The sequence below is a fragment of the Ferrovibrio sp. genome (assembly GCF_029255545.1).
GTDB lineage: Bacteria > Pseudomonadota > Alphaproteobacteria > Ferrovibrionales > Ferrovibrionaceae > Ferrovibrio.
The window spans coordinates 2,318-16,112 of record NZ_JANLJJ010000048.1; the positions used below are offsets into that span (position 1 = coordinate 2,318).

The 13,795-nt window shown below is 65.8% G+C and carries 15 protein-coding genes; 6 read left to right on the plus strand and 9 right to left on the minus strand.

Annotation, left to right across the window (positions count from 1 at the left end; genetic code table 11):
* Position 1 precedes the first annotated feature (1 nt).
* Entirely contained in the window at positions 2 to 1,225 is a 1,224-nt protein-coding gene (locus Q1J79_RS09595) for a threonine synthase (RefSeq protein ID WP_300299626.1), read from the plus strand.
* A 4-nt stretch (positions 1,226 to 1,229) separates the two neighbouring features.
* On the plus strand, positions 1,230 to 1,754 hold the full coding sequence (locus Q1J79_RS09600; protein ID WP_300299628.1) for a hypothetical protein: 525 nt from the start codon (positions 1,230 to 1,232) through the stop codon (positions 1,752 to 1,754).
* Here Q1J79_RS09600 and Q1J79_RS09605 read toward each other — a convergent pair.
* The 5 genes from Q1J79_RS09605 to Q1J79_RS09625 all read right to left on the minus strand — a co-directional run bounded on the left by Q1J79_RS09605 (position 1,751) and on the right by Q1J79_RS09625 (position 6,868).
* Positions 1,751 to 2,263, minus strand: coding sequence for a DinB family protein (locus tag Q1J79_RS09605; RefSeq protein ID WP_300299630.1), 513 nt, complete (start codon positions 2,261 to 2,263; stop codon positions 1,751 to 1,753). The two genes, Q1J79_RS09600 and Q1J79_RS09605, sit on opposite strands and share 4 nt — an antisense overlap.
* Positions 2,264 to 2,390: 127 nt before the next feature.
* Positions 2,391 to 3,560, minus strand: a complete 1,170-nt coding sequence (locus Q1J79_RS09610; RefSeq protein WP_300299632.1) for a TAXI family TRAP transporter solute-binding subunit — start codon at positions 3,558 to 3,560, stop codon at positions 2,391 to 2,393.
* Positions 3,561 to 3,589: 29 nt separating this feature from the next.
* Positions 3,590 to 5,635, minus strand: a complete 2,046-nt coding sequence (locus Q1J79_RS09615) for a TRAP transporter fused permease subunit (RefSeq protein WP_300299634.1) — start codon at positions 5,633 to 5,635, stop codon at positions 3,590 to 3,592.
* 191 nt (positions 5,636 to 5,826) lie between these two features.
* Positions 5,827 to 6,243 (minus strand): DUF1127 domain-containing protein, encoded by a 417-nt coding sequence (locus Q1J79_RS09620; protein ID WP_300299636.1) that lies wholly within the window; start codon positions 6,241 to 6,243, stop codon positions 5,827 to 5,829.
* A gap of 25 nt (positions 6,244 to 6,268) precedes the next feature.
* Positions 6,269 to 6,868 (minus strand): TetR/AcrR family transcriptional regulator, encoded by a 600-nt coding sequence (locus Q1J79_RS09625; protein ID WP_300299638.1) that lies wholly within the window; start codon positions 6,866 to 6,868, stop codon positions 6,269 to 6,271.
* A gap of 168 nt (positions 6,869 to 7,036) precedes the next feature.
* On the opposite strand from Q1J79_RS09625, the gene Q1J79_RS09630 reads away from it, so the two are divergent.
* Positions 7,037 to 7,627 (plus strand): intradiol ring-cleavage dioxygenase, encoded by a 591-nt coding sequence (locus tag Q1J79_RS09630; RefSeq protein ID WP_300299640.1) that lies wholly within the window; start codon positions 7,037 to 7,039, stop codon positions 7,625 to 7,627.
* Here the strand turns inward: Q1J79_RS09630 and Q1J79_RS09635 are convergent.
* A complete protein-coding gene (locus tag Q1J79_RS09635; protein WP_300299642.1) occupies positions 7,624 to 7,914 on the minus strand; it encodes a hypothetical protein in 291 nt (96 codons plus the stop codon). The two genes, Q1J79_RS09630 and Q1J79_RS09635, sit on opposite strands and share 4 nt — an antisense overlap.
* Before the next feature lie 85 nt (positions 7,915 to 7,999).
* Here Q1J79_RS09635 and Q1J79_RS09640 point away from each other — a divergent pair, with 85 nt between their 5' ends.
* The gene (locus Q1J79_RS09640) at positions 8,000 to 8,629 is read left to right on the plus strand and encodes a LysE family translocator (protein WP_300299644.1); all 630 of its coding nucleotides are present in this window, start codon (positions 8,000 to 8,002) and stop codon (positions 8,627 to 8,629) included.
* A gap of 62 nt (positions 8,630 to 8,691) precedes the next feature.
* Here the strand turns inward: Q1J79_RS09640 and Q1J79_RS09645 are convergent, their stop codons facing one another.
* The 3 genes from Q1J79_RS09645 to Q1J79_RS09655 all read right to left on the minus strand — a co-directional run bounded on the left by Q1J79_RS09645 (position 8,692) and on the right by Q1J79_RS09655 (position 10,699).
* Positions 8,692 to 9,459, minus strand: coding sequence for an ABC transporter substrate-binding protein (locus Q1J79_RS09645; RefSeq protein WP_300299646.1), 768 nt, complete (start codon positions 9,457 to 9,459; stop codon positions 8,692 to 8,694).
* Positions 9,460 to 9,522: 63 nt separating this feature from the next.
* A complete protein-coding gene (locus Q1J79_RS09650; RefSeq protein ID WP_300299648.1) occupies positions 9,523 to 10,044 on the minus strand; it encodes a hypothetical protein in 522 nt (173 codons plus the stop codon).
* A gap of 157 nt (positions 10,045 to 10,201) precedes the next feature.
* Positions 10,202 to 10,699, minus strand: a complete 498-nt coding sequence (locus Q1J79_RS09655) for a hypothetical protein (protein WP_300299650.1) — start codon at positions 10,697 to 10,699, stop codon at positions 10,202 to 10,204.
* A 117-nt stretch (positions 10,700 to 10,816) separates the two neighbouring features.
* On the opposite strand from Q1J79_RS09655, the gene Q1J79_RS09660 reads away from it, so the two are divergent.
* Both Q1J79_RS09660 and Q1J79_RS09665 read left to right on the plus strand, forming a co-directional pair.
* Positions 10,817 to 11,614, plus strand: a complete 798-nt coding sequence (locus Q1J79_RS09660; RefSeq protein WP_300299652.1) for an SDR family NAD(P)-dependent oxidoreductase — start codon at positions 10,817 to 10,819, stop codon at positions 11,612 to 11,614.
* Positions 11,615 to 11,659: 45 nt separating this feature from the next.
* Positions 11,660 to 13,795 (plus strand): [protein-PII] uridylyltransferase (locus Q1J79_RS09665; protein ID WP_300299654.1); only part of this gene is annotated, 2,136 nt, incomplete at its 3' end.

Sequence of the window (13,795 nt, forward strand, 5' to 3'; positions counted from 1 at the left end):
GATCCCCGATACCCCCAGCTTCGTCACCCATCTGGAATGCGGCATGACCGGCGAGCGGCTGCCGGCCGACACCCTGCATAATCTCTCGCCCCAGGGCTATCCGATCCTGGTGCGATACGACCTCGAAGGCGTGAAGGCAGCGCTGACGAAAGAGAAAATCGCGGCGCGCGCGCCGAACTGGTGGCGCTATCGCGAATTGCTGCCGGTCCGTCGGACAGAGAATGTCGTGTCATTGGGCGAGGTGATGACGCCGATCCTGACCCTGCCGCGCCTGGCGCGGCAGCTTGGCGTCAGCGGCGACATCATCGTGAAGGACGAGGGCCGCCTGCCGACGGGCTCGTTCAAGGCGCGTGGCCTGGCACTGGCCGTCTGCATGGCGAAGGAGCTGGGCGTGACCAAGATGGCCATGCCCACCAACGGCAATGCCGGCGCGGCGCTGGCCGCCTATGCCAGCCGGGCCGGCATCGAGACGGTGGTGTTCTGCCCCGACGACACGCCGCAGGTGAACATGAACGAGATCGCGCTGCAGGGGGCGCGGCTCTACAAGGTCAACGGCCTGATCAACGATTGCGGCAAGCTGGTCGGCGCCGGCAAGGAGGCGGCCGGCTGGTTCGATACCTCCACGCTGAAGGAGCCCTACCGCATCGAGGGCAAGAAGACCATGGGGCTGGAACTGGCCGAGCAGCTCGGCTGGGAAATGCCGGACGCGATCTTCTATCCCACCGGCGGCGGCACCGGCCTGATCGGCATGTGGAAGGCGTTCGAGGAACTGGAGGCGATCGGCTTCATCGGATCAAAGCGCCCGAAGATGATCGCGGTGCAGGCGGCCGGCTGCGCCCCCATCGTGCGCGCGTTTGAGGGCAACGAGCGGCACGCGAAACTCTGGGAAAACGCCCATACCGTGGCGGCCGGCATCCGCGTGCCGGCGGCGATCGGCGATTTCCTGATTCTCGATGCGGTGCGCAATTCCAGCGGTTTCGCCATGGCGGTGGAAGATGGGGCGATCACCGCCGCGCTCGATGAGGTGGCGAAGCAGGAAGGTTTCCTGATGTGCCCCGAGGGTGCCGCCACTTATGCCGCTTACAGGCAGGCGCTTGAGCAGGGCCGCGTGAAAAAAAGCGACCGCGTGGTGCTGTGGAACTGCGCCGCCGGGCTGAAATACCCGATGCCTGATGGCGGCGCGCCGCTCGACCGCCATGGGCCGATCGATTACGCGAGGCTGTGACGCCATGCCGGATGCCGGGCAGACCACGGAAGCGCGCTACGACATCCTGGTCTCCACCGTGGAGCTGCGGCATCCACTGCTGCGCCGGCTGCTGGCCGACTGGCTGCATGCGGCGGCGGCGCCGGGCAGCCTGCCCGGCCATGATTTCGCCGATCCGCAGCGGCTGGATTACATGCAGGGCCAGATCGTGATCTTCGACGTGGTGCCGCAGGCAGACAACATGCCGCGCTTCCGCTACCGCTTCGTCGGCGCGCCGCTGGTGGCCCGGCGCGGCCGCGATGTCACCGGCAGCTGGATCGATGAGCATACCGATGCCGTGGTCGCGAAAATCGGGCCGCAATCCTGCGCGGCCGCCGTGCAGTCGCGCCGGCCGGTGCATGTGCGCGCCCGTCGCGAGATCGCGGGCATATCCTATCCGCTGGAGTATCTGGTGCTGCCGCTGGTGAATGCCGAAACCGGCCAGCTCGACCGCCTGGTGTCGGGCCAGATCTATCCCTCCGACGCGCCGTCGCAGCCAGCCGGGGCCTAGGCCGGCTCGCGCAGGAAATAGATCAGGTCGAGTTCCGGCGGGGCGACGCCGGCATGGCTCAGCAGGCCATGCACCTGGCCGCGATGATGGGTCTGGTGGTTGAAGGCATGCAGCAGCGGCGGGCAGAGCGGATCGGTGAAGCTCTGGCCGCGGAAATTGGTGTAGCTGAACGTGCCCTGCAGCGTCGCCTCGTCCAGCCCGTCGCAGAAGGCGATGATCTCGGCATCCTTGGCTTCGCGGGCGGCCCGCAGGCTGGCGAAGTCGTCATGCAGGATCTGGTTCAGCGCCGTGATCTGCGTCGCCGGCCGGGCCGTGAAGCGGCCGAACCAGGCGCTGTCGCCGACGAGGATGTGGTTCAGCGTGGCATGGATGCTGCCGAAGAAGCTCGGCCGCGCGGCGTGATACGCGGCCGGCGGCAGGGTGGCGCAGGCATTATACAGGCGTGCATTGGCCCAGGCGTTGTAGCGGGCCATGCGGCGGACATGCTGGAGCATCAGGCTATCGGGCATGGCCACAGCCTAAGCCCGGCGGCGGCCTGGCAAAAGCGCGGAATTGTCCTGCTGCAATTGCATAAAACTCAAACGGCCCGCCGGGTGAAGGGCGGGCCGTCTTTGGTTCAGGCGATACTGGTTCCGCTCACCATTCGGTGAGCACGGGCTCCATGCCGGCCTTGGTCAGCGCATCGGCGCGGGTCTTCTGCCAGGCCTTCATCGCCGCGGCATCGTCGGCATGGCTGGCCTTGCCATGCGCCGCCCAGGCATCGGCCAGCACCTTCTGGCGCTTGATCAGGGCGTCGTTGCTCTTGTCGTATTCCGGCTTCCAAACCTTGATTTCCTTGAAATACTTGATGGCGCCCTCATGCACCGGCACCACCCAGTCGAACACCTGGCGCTTGATGTCCCAGCCGCCATTGCCCGGCGCGGCGGCCTTGTATTCGTCGAACAGCTCGACCATCGCCTTGGTCATGGCATAGACCTGCCCGGCATCGATCTTTTCGTAGGTCATCAGCACCGGATAGGGATAGGTGGCGGCTTCCACCTTCTTGTCGGCGCTCATCTCCGGGCCTTCGGCGCCCATGAAGGGCACGAAGAACGGCGCCTTCGCCTTCAGGCGCTTCCAGCCCTCGGCATCCTTGTGCGGCACGGTCGGATAGGCGATGCCGCGCGGGCTGGAGGCCAGCTGGTAGGCCGGGCCGGAGATGGTCGAGGCAAAGGCCGCATCGACCTGATTGTTGATCAGGCCCTGCATGGCCTGGCCGAAGCCGCCGAACTCGACCTTCTGCACGTCGGCCCAGGTCAGGTTGGCGAAAGCCAGCAGCGCGGTGATGTTCTGGTTCAGCGACGGCGCGCCGATCACCCAGGCGACTCGCTTGCCCTTCAGGTCGGCCATCGTCTTCACCCCGGTATCCTTGGTGGCGATGATGGTCAGCAGCGCGTCGGAATTGTTCAGCAGCAGGGTACGCACCGGCTGCGGGCCCCAGTCCTTGGCGCCGAATTCATAGACGCCTTCCTGCGCCATGTAGGTGCCGCCCACGCCGTTGGCCGAGAAGGGCACCTTGCCTTCGCGCAGCGGCACGGTGCGCGACACGTCGTTCTTGCCGGGCAGCACGCGCAGGGTGACGCCCTGCTTGTTCTTCAGCGCGTTGCCGATGGCGACCGCCTGGTTGTAGCCGCCCGAGCCGACGTCATAGGCGGTCCAGGTCAGCTGATCGGGCAGCTTCTGCGCCCAAGCAGATGAAACGGGGGCAGACGCCGATACGGCCAATGCCGCGACGACCCCGAGCAGGGCGTGAGTGGTGTGACGCATCGTTGGTTTCCTCCTTGTTTATATCGTCTTTATACGGTGAGTGTGTCGCGGTTGGTCAGTTTGAGCAACAGGAAAGCGCCGAGAGCGAGGCCGCCGCCGATGACCGCCAGCGTGGTGTTGCTCACCGGGATGAGGTTGCCGCCCGGCGCCGCCAGCGCGATGCCACCGACGGCGAGCATGATGCGGGCAAGCAGATGCAGCGGCGTGCCAGAGAGGCGTCCGGCGCCAATCAGCCAGCCCTGGATGCTGGCCGCGATCAGGCCCACGCCGACAAAGGCGGTGACGATCACCGAAATCACTTCGGCGGGCTCGCCTTTCAGGATCAGGGCCGGATTGAGCGCGAAGAAGAACGGCACGATATAGATCACCGCGCCCAGCCGGATGGCCTGGAAACCGATCTTGAACGGCGAGGTGCGCGCCAGCGGGGCGGCGGCGAAGGTGGCCAGCGCCACGGGTGGCGTGATGAACGAGATCATGCCCCAGTACATGATGAACAGATGCACGGCCAGCGGATCGAGCCCGGCCTTCACCAGCGGCGGCGCCAGCACGATGGCGAGGAAGATATAGCAGGCGGTGACCGTCATCCCCATGCCGAAGATGAAGCTGGTAATCGCGCCCATCAGCAGCAGCACGATGGGCTTGTCGCCGGCGAGATAGACCAGGTCGTTGGCCAGCGTGCCGGCCAGTCCGGTGACCGAGAAGGCGCCGATGATGAAGCCGACGCCGGCCAGGATCGCCACCAGTTCGGCCAGGGCGCGGCCGGTGGCCATGCCCAGCTCCAGCAGGCTTTGCCAGGTCAGGCGGTGCTTGGGCAGGATCTGGTTGATCACGAGCAGCATGCCGGTGGCGATGAAGGGCGCCATCGCCTCCTGCTGCTCGCTGATCATCAGCCAGACCAGCACGGCGAAGACGGCGATGTAGAGCCAGCCGTCCTTCAGCGTCTGCCACAGCGATGGCAGCTCTTCCGCCTTGAGGCCGCGCAGGCCGAGTTTCGCCGAATAGGCGTCGATCTGCATGGCCAGGCCGAAATAGAACAGCAAAGCCGGCACGGCTGCCGCCAGCGCGATCTCGCCATAGGAAATGCCGAGGAAGCTGGCCATCACGAAGGCGGTAGAGCCCATCACCGGCGGCATCAGCACGGCGCCGGTGGAGGCCACCGCCTCGACGCCGCCGGCATAATCGGCGCGGAAGCCGGTGCGTTTCATCGCCGGAATGGTCACCACGCCCGACGAGATCACGTTCGAGATCACGCTGCCCGAGATCGAGCCCTGCAGGGCGGACGAGATCACGCCGACCTGTGCCGCGCCGCCGCGCCAGCGGCCGACCAGGGCGAAGGCGACGTCGTTGAAGAACTTGCCGCCGCCCGTGTGGTTCAGCGCGACGCCAAAGACGATGAAGCCAATCACGATCTCGCCGAAGGCGCGCATCGGGATGCCGAAGGCGCTCTCGGCCGATACGATGTGATAGGCCAGCGTGTCTTCCAGCGACTGGCCGATGCCGTTCAGCGGCGAGGGCAGCCTGTCGGCCAGCACCGGATAGAGCGAGACGATAGTGACGATGATGAAGATGGCCGTGCCGCCGGTGCGGCGCAGGGCCTCAAGGATCAGCAGCCACAATACGGCGCCGAGGATCTTGGCCATGGCGGGGGCGGAGAATTCCCAGCCCTCGCCCAGGATCAGCTCGGCCTTGAGCGCAAACCACAGCAATGCGCCGGCGCAGACCAGGCAGAGCAGGATATCGATGCCGAGCGCGATGCCGCCGCGGCGCACCGCCTGCGGGTGCCAGGGATAGGCGAGGAAAACCAGCGGCAGGGTGGCCGCGGCGAGCAGGAACAGGTAGCGGTTTTCGACCAGGGTGTAGCCGAACAGATGCAGGTTGAACTGCTGGTTCAGCACCAGGCCGATGCCGCCGAGGGTGAGCAGGACGAAGACGACGCGCAGGATGCCGCTCAAACGCCGGTAGGCCAGTTCCTCGACCATCCGCTCTTCGGGCGGCGGCGCTGCGGTGCTGTTGCTGTCAGGACGCAATTCACGCGGCGGCTGACCGGCACCCGGGGCGCCGAAACCCTGCGACATCGTTTTTCCTCCCCGTGCCGGACTCTGCCTGAACTTGGCTGGTCCGATTGTCGGACCAGCACCTTACGGAGGCTGGCGGAGAGGATCAACTCACTGATCGCTCATGTATGCAATCGAAAAAGCCGCTGCCCGGGCAAGGCATTGCGTGAAACGTGATACGGCAATGCTCTACTCAGGCAGAGGTAGCGTCATCAGGCGGTACGGTCGTCGTCGATATCACGCAGCGGAGTTGGGGCGACCCAGAAAGGCTGCGACGCCTCGAAGAGTGCCGCGCCCGGCGAGATGCCGGCATCGCGCAGGGTATACGCGTCGATCCGCGCCAGCTGCTGCCGGGCCCGGCTGCGCTGCCGCCAGGTGGCGATCAGACCGCTCAGGGCCGGCAGCACGAGCTGCCACCATGGCCGGTCGAGCCCGTTGAACACCGCCGGGTCACGCAGGCCGGACAGCCAGCGCAGCTCGGCCTTGCCCGGTGCCGGCACCAGCGGAGAGGCCAGCCAATCGGGCTGAACCCGCCGCGCCGGGGCCAGGGTCCTGGCAAAGGGACTTATAAACGAACGATCGTGCTTTTCTGAACCAGAAGGATAGTCGATAGCGCTGTGGTAGGTCATGGGAGGCTCTTTTCTTGTTGTTGGATCAGTGGGTTGCGGCTGACCGTGTGAGCAGGCCGGTAAAGGCCAGCTCGGCGCGTCGGACCGCTGAGCCGTCGCGCAACAGGCGACGGTAATAATTGAGCGTCAGGAAAATGCCCTGCAGCTCATACGCAAACTGTTTCGGGTCCAGGTCGGCACGGAAATGGCCTTCCTGGATGGCGATCTGGGCGCTGCGGATCATCATGCCCTGCCACCGGGTCTGCAGTTCCGCCAGATGGTCGCGCACCGGGCCGGGCCTGTCGTCATATTCCGCCGCCAGGGTCACGAACAGGCAGCCGCCGGGCAAATCGTCGTTGTGCAGGCTCCAGTCGAGCCAGCCATGGAACATCGCCTCGATGCGGGGCCTGCCGCGCGGCGCCTGCCGTGCCGGCTCCCAGACTCTGGCCATGAAGCGCTTGGCGCTTTCGTCCAGCAGGGCCTTTTCCAGCTCTTCCTTCGAGCCGAAATGGGCGAACAGGCCGGATTTCGACATCTTGAGCCGGTCGGCCAGCATGCCGATGGAAATCCCCTGGAACCCTTCGACGCTGGCGGCGCGGAGGGCCTCGGAGAGAATGACGGCACGTGTCTGCTGACCTTTGCTCATGCCGCTAAATTACGAACGGTCGTTCGGAAAGTCAAGATCGCATCGCGGCCGGGCTGTGATGGCGACCACAAAAGCGTGACCGCCGAACCGCGCAGGGGAATCCGGCCAGCCGCGTGTAAACCGCCACACAAGGCCAGCCGTAAACCTGGCTGATGGAGGGCCCTCATCATGACGACGCGCCGCGACCTGCTGCTGCAGGCAGCCATGTTTTCCGCCCTGCCGGGGCTGGGCTTCGCGCAGACCCGCGGCCTGTCGCTGCCGCTGGAGCCCACGCCAGCTTGCGGCGAGGCGCACGACCCCACCCCCGAGCAGACCGAAGGCCCGTATTACACGCCGCGCACGCCGCAGAAGACGGCGTTGCGCGAACCCGGCATGGCCGGCATCCCGCTGCGCATTGGCGGCCTGGTGCTCAGCCGCCGCTGCCGCCCGCTCGGCCGGGTGATGGTCGATGCCTGGCAGGCCGATGCGGCCGGGCAATACGACAATGCCGGCTATCGCCTGCGCGGCCACCAGTTCAGCGACGCCGAGGGCCGCTGGCAATTCGAGACCATCCTGCCCGGCCTCTATCCCGGCCGCACCCGGCATATCCATGTGAAGCTGCAGCCGCCGCGTGGCGACATCCTCACCACGCAGCTCTATTTCCCCAATGAGCCGGGCAATGCGCGGGACGGGATTTTCGACCGCCGCCTGCTGGTGCAGATGGGCGGCGACGACACGGCGAAAATCGCGCGCTACGATTTCGTACTCGGTATTGACTAAGCCGGTTTGACTTCGACGATGTCGTCGTCTGTCTCCGCCATTTCCGGGGCAACCGGGAGGATCGCCACAATATCATCGTCACCATCGTCGATGACTTCCGCGGCAGTATCCTGCTCAGTTGCGAGCGTCGCATCGGCGGCGACCCTTTCGTCGACAACGTCCTGCAGTGGCCGTTTCAAGATAAGCCCGGATGAATCCTGGTAGACGATCCTTGCGGCGATCAAATCCCCCGGGTTGTCGATGCGGATGATCTCCAGCGTCGGAGAGGAGGAATGTTCTTTTGTCATGAAATGATCCTTATGATATGTGATCGGGGCGACCATCGCCCCTTTCCGGAACGTTGATTTCTCGCAGCAGTTTTCAAGGTGAAAAATGGATCTGCCCACCCTGCTCACCTTCACCGTTGCCGCCTTCGCGCTGGCGGCGACGCCCGGTCCCGACATGCTGCTGGTGATGACGCGCAGCGTGGCGCAGGGCCGCGCGGCCGGCCTGATCACCTTGGCCGGCATCACGGTGGGCTGTTATTTCCATGCGCTGGTCGCGGGCTTCTCGTTGAGCGGCGTGCTGCTGGTGGCGCCGGTGATGTTCGAGATCATCCGCTGGGCCGGCGCGGCCTATCTGCTGTATCTCGCCGTGCAGGCCTTCCGCGGCGCCGGCGGGTTCCAGCCGCCCCAGCCCGGCGCGCCGGCCCTGCCGCTGATGAAGCTGTTCCGCCAGGGTCTGCTGACCAACATGCTCAATCCGAAAGTGGCGCTGTTTTTCCTGGCGCTGTTTCCGCAATTCATGCGGCCCGATCCCGATACGGCGGTGTGGCAGGCGCTGATCCTGGCCTGCGTGCTCAGCGGCGCGGGCTTCATCGTCAATGGCAGCATCGCGCTGGTCGCCGGCCGACTCGGTGAGTGGCTGAGTGCGCGACCGGCTTTCGTGCGCTGGCAGAACCGGCTGCTCGGTGGCGTGTTCGCCGCGATGGCGCTCAGGCTGGCATTCGACGCGCGGCGATAGGGCGGAAATCAGGCCTCATGGTCGCCCGCCGATGCATCGCGGCGTGGCGGCGTTAACGTTCGTCAGTTCGTTTCGACGGGTCGCATGAGGCGGTCGATCTCGCCACCGGCCTGCATCGCCTCGCAGGCGGCCGCGAAGGCGGCAACAACGGATGGCCCAGTTGCCTTTCCGAAGGCGAGATACAGCCGGCTGGTCAGGTCTGGCAGCGGCAGGAAGGCGATGGCGGCATCGCTGCGCTCGCCGAGTTCCCGCAACCGCAGCCGCAGCGATGCTGGATGCGCCGGCATGGCGTCGACGCGCCCATGGAGCAATTGCCGGGCCGCAGCATCCTCATCGGCCGTCTCGACCACCGGGATGCCGTTGCGCAGCAGATACTCCGTTTTCACATCGAGATGCACGCCGGCAATCCGCCACCGGGCCAGGTCGGCCAGCGATGCCGCCGTCACGTCCGGCCGGTCATGCCGTCGGAAGACCATCACATCGTAGTTCAGCACCGGACACACCCAGTGGAACTGGTTCTCCCGGGCCGCCGTGCGGGCGATCAGCGCGATCAGGGTGTTCGGTTCGTTTTCCGCTTCTGCCAGGGCGCGGGCCAGAGGCAATATGGCCAGCGGCGCCGGCCGGCCAACCCGTTCCGCCAGCGCCGCGATCAGGTCGGCCGTCGGTCCGGCGGCGCGACCATCCTGCACGAGCGTATAGGGCGGGAAGCGGGTCGCGACATAACCGACCTGCGGCAGGTCCGCCGCCGCCGCCACGCTGCCGAAACCGGCAACAAGGATCGCAGCGGAAAAGCCGATTGCGCAAAGCCGGCAGAGCAATGAAACAGGCATGCCACAAACTATAGGAAAACTGCTGGAACCCGGCTGATTACTTTTTCGTCATGGGCATGCGAATCATGTCCGGGCGGCTTTTACGCCATGGACTTCCGCGGTGCCATCCAGGATCGCGGCCTTGATGGTTTCCAGGCCGCGCTCGAATTCCTCGATGCGCTCACGCAGGCCACGCAGCTCTTCCAGGGCCTGCCGGCCGACCGGGCGTTCGGTCTGGCTGTATTCCAGCACCAGGCTGGCGTAACGCCCGCGCATCTTGGCCAGCGACTTCAGCATCGCCTCGATTTCGCCCGGTTCGATACGGCCCAGCGCCCAGATCATCTGGTTGCGGGTCAGCTCACGATCCTGGGCGATGATCTGCTGCACGTATTGCCGGGCATTCAGGGCGGCGGCGGCTTCAGCCGGACTGCCATCGCGCAGCGCGAGGCGCTCCCGGGCGCTCAGGCCGGCCTGGGCGAGGTCCCGGGTGGCGGGCTTGGCCTGGGTGGCTGCCTGGGCGGCCGGGGCGGGCGCGGATTTCAGCGCCGCGCGCAGCTGGGGTTCGACTTTCTCGGCCTGACGCAGGGACAGCAACGCAATCGCCATGACATGAACTCCTGGGGTCCGGACATCTGTTTCCTGCCCAGACCGGAGCAAGCCGCGTGCCATGGTTAATTTGCCGGATTCCCGGGATTCTGCTGATGGCATGGATCGCGTCCCGGCAGCTTTTGCCGGTCCGGCCATGCCGCCACGACCCAGAGGCTTAAGGCGCCAGGGGCGGCGCCTGCAGTCCGGTGGCGCGGCTGGGGAACAGCAGCTCCAGCCGCCAGTCCTGCGGCCGGCTGCGGTAAAGCGCCAAGACCTCGGCCGGCAGCAGGAACTGCGCCTCGCTGGCGATGCTGGCGCGCGGGGCCTCGCGGGCAAACGGGTTGCCCATGGGCAGGGAAATGCCGATGCCGATATCGCTGCCGCTGCTCGATCCGGCCGAGCCACCCAGGCCGATACCGGGGCGCCAGGGGGCATCATTGCTGCGTGGGCGCTGTTCGGCGCTCAGCCGCTCGGGGGTGAAGACGCGGCCATCCGGGGCGGTCAGCTCCATGGCCTCGACCGGCTCGACCGCCAGGACGCGGATGAAGACCCGGCCGCTCTGGCTGCCGAGCCAGGCGGCGACGCGCGGCGGGGGCGGCGGATCGCTGGCGCAGGCCGCCAGGCCGAGCGGCAGCAGCAGGATCAGGGCAAACAGACGGCGAAGCAGGCACATACATTTATTATAGAGGGGATGGCGGAAGGTTCCCATCGGCCGCGCCGCCGGTTTAAGCTGCGGGCCGCCCAAGAAAAACCGCAGAAAACAGACAGAGACGACAGGACAGGAACCGCCATGACCCTTGCCCCCAATGCCCGCGACAATCTTTTCGACCTGACCGGCAAGGTGGCGATCATCACCGGATCCAGCCGCGGCATCGGCCGCGCCATCGCGATCCGCATGGCCCAGCATGGCGCGAAGGTGGTGGTGACCAGCCGCAAGGCCGAGGCCTGCGAGAAGGTGGCCGAGGAAATCCGCTCGACGGGCGGCGAGGCGATCGTGGTGCCCTGCAACGTCTCGGAGAAGGCGCAACTGCAAGACCTGGTGGACGCCACCATCAAACATTGGGGCCGCATCGACATCCTGGTCTGCAACGCGGCGGTCAATCCCTTCTTCGGCCCGTCGAAGGACATTCCCGACGACGCCTTCGACAAGATCATGGACGTCAACATCAAGTCGAATCACTGGCTGTGCAACATGGCGGCCCCCGACATGGCCAAACGCCAGGACGGCGCGATCATCATCATCTCGTCGGTGGGCGGCCTGTTCGGCTCCAACACCCTGGGCGCCTATGGCATCTCCAAGGCGGCCGACATGCAGCTGGCCCGCAATCTCGCCGTGGAATGGGGGCCGCAGAATATCCGCGCCAACTGCATCGCGCCGGGCCTGATCAAGACCGACTTCGCCCGCGCCCTGTGGGAGAATCCGGAAATCTCCAAGAAGGCCACCAAGGGCTATGCGCTGAAGCGCATCGGCGATCCCGACGAGATCGCCGGCGCCGCCGTTTTCCTCGCCTCGGCCGCCGGCCGCTTCATGACCGGCCAGACCATGATCATCGATGGCGGCGGCATGGTGAACTTCCAGAGCGTGTGAGTTTCCAAAGCGTGCGAGCGCCCTAGATAGGCTATATACTCCGCCATGCAGATGCGTCCCCTCATCCCCGATCCGCGCGCGATCATCGACCGCAAGGCGCTGACGCTCCAGCTCGATGCGCTGGGCGGCGAGGGCATGCATGGCACGGCGGAGCAGCGCAAGCAGGCCCTGGTGCTGCTCAAGGCGGCGCTGAACGAAGGCCGCCGGGTGGTGCAGGCCCGCTTCCAGGCCGGCACGCCGGCTTTGCCAACGCGGCAGTCGCTGGCCCACCTGACCGACCAGATCATCCGCCTGGTGTTCGACTTCACCGTGAACCGCGTCTATCGCCTGCCCAATCCCACGGCGGCAGAAAAGCTGTCGGTGGTCGCCGTTGGCGGTTACGGCCGCGGCGAGATGGCGCCGTTTTCCGATGTCGACCTGCTGTTCCTGTTCCCCTACAAGCAGACGCCCTGGGGCGAGCAGGTCGTCGAATACATGCTCTACCTGCTGTGGGATCTGGGGCTGAAGGTCGGCCATGCCACCCGCTCGGTGGATGAATGCATCCGGCTCTCTTTAAGCGACATCACCATCCGCACCGCCATTCTTGAGCAGCGCTGGATCTGGGGCGACCAGGCGCTGGCGGCGCAACTGAAGACGCGGTTCCAAAGCGACGTGGTGGCCAAGACCGGGCCGGATTTCATCGAGAAGAAGCTGGCCGAGCGCGACGACCGCCATCGCCGCATGGGCGATTCCCGTTATGTGGTCGAGCCCAATGTGAAGGAAGGCAAGGGCGGCCTGCGCGACCTGCACACGCTGGTCTGGATCACCAAATACGTCTATGGCGTCGAGGATACCGCCGAGCTGATCGCGCGCGGCCTGCTGCATGCGGAAGAGCATCGCCGTTTCGTGCAGGCAATGGAATTCCTGTGGACCGTGCGCATCCACCTGCATTACCTGGCCAACCGGCCGGAGGAGCGGCTCACCTTCGACACGCAGACCGAGATCGCCAAGGCGCTGGGCTATGCCGATCGCCCCGGCCGCCGCGATGTCGAGCGCTTCATGAAGAAATACTACCTGATCGCCAAGGAAGTCGGCGATCTGACGCGTATTTTCTCCGCCGCGCTGGAAGAGCGCCACAAGAAGAAGAAACCGCTGGCGGCGATCCGCGCCAAGATCAAGCGGCCTAAAAAGCTGGATGGGTTCGAGGTCGAGGGCGGCCGCCTGAATGTCGGCAGCGAAACGCTGTTCGAGAAGCAGCCGGTGAAGATGCTGCGGCTGTTCCATCTGGCGCAAGAGCAGGGGCTCGACATCCACCCCGAGGCTTTGCGGCTGGTGCGGCGCAATCTGAAGCTGATCGATGCCGGGCTGCGCAACGATGCCGATGCCAACCAGCTGTTCATGGACATGCTCTGCTCGGTCAATGATCCCGAGACAACGCTGCGCCGGCTGAACGAGGCGGATGTGCTCGGCCGCTTCGTGCCGGATTTTGGCCGCGTGGTGGCACAGACCCAGCACGACATGTATCACACCTATACGGTGGACGAGCATACCATCCGCGCCATCGGCATCCTGTCCCGGATCGAAAGTGGCGCGCTGAAGGAAGACCATCCGCTGTCGGTGCATATCATCAAGGAAGTGCTGTCGCGCCGCGTGCTCTATGTCGCGGTGCTGCTGCACGACATCGCCAAGGGCCGTGGCGGCGACCATTCGGTGCTGGGCGAGAAGGTGGCCGAGAAGCTCGGGCCGCGTTTTGGCCTGACGGCCGCCGAGACCGAAACGGTCGCCTGGCTGGTGCGCTGGCACCTGCTGATGTCGGCCACGGCGTTCAAGCGCGACATCGCCGATCCGAAGACGGTGGTGGACTTCGCCCAGGCGGTGCAGAGCCCAGAACGCCTGCGCCTGCTGCTCTGCCTCACGGTCGCCGATATCCGCGCCGTCGGCCCGACGATCTGGAACGGCTGGAAGGGGCAGCTGCTGCGCGACCTGTATTACCGCGCCGAGGAGTATCTCTCCGGCGGCTTCACCGGGCGTGCGCGCAGCCAGCGCATCGCCGAAACCAAGGAGAAGCTGCGCGGCCTGCTGTCCGGCTGGCCGAAGGCCGAGATCGACAAGCTGCTCAAGCGGCATTACGAGAATTACTGGTATTCCAACGATGTCGATACCATCGTCCGCCATGCCGGGCTGATGCGCGAGGCCGATGCC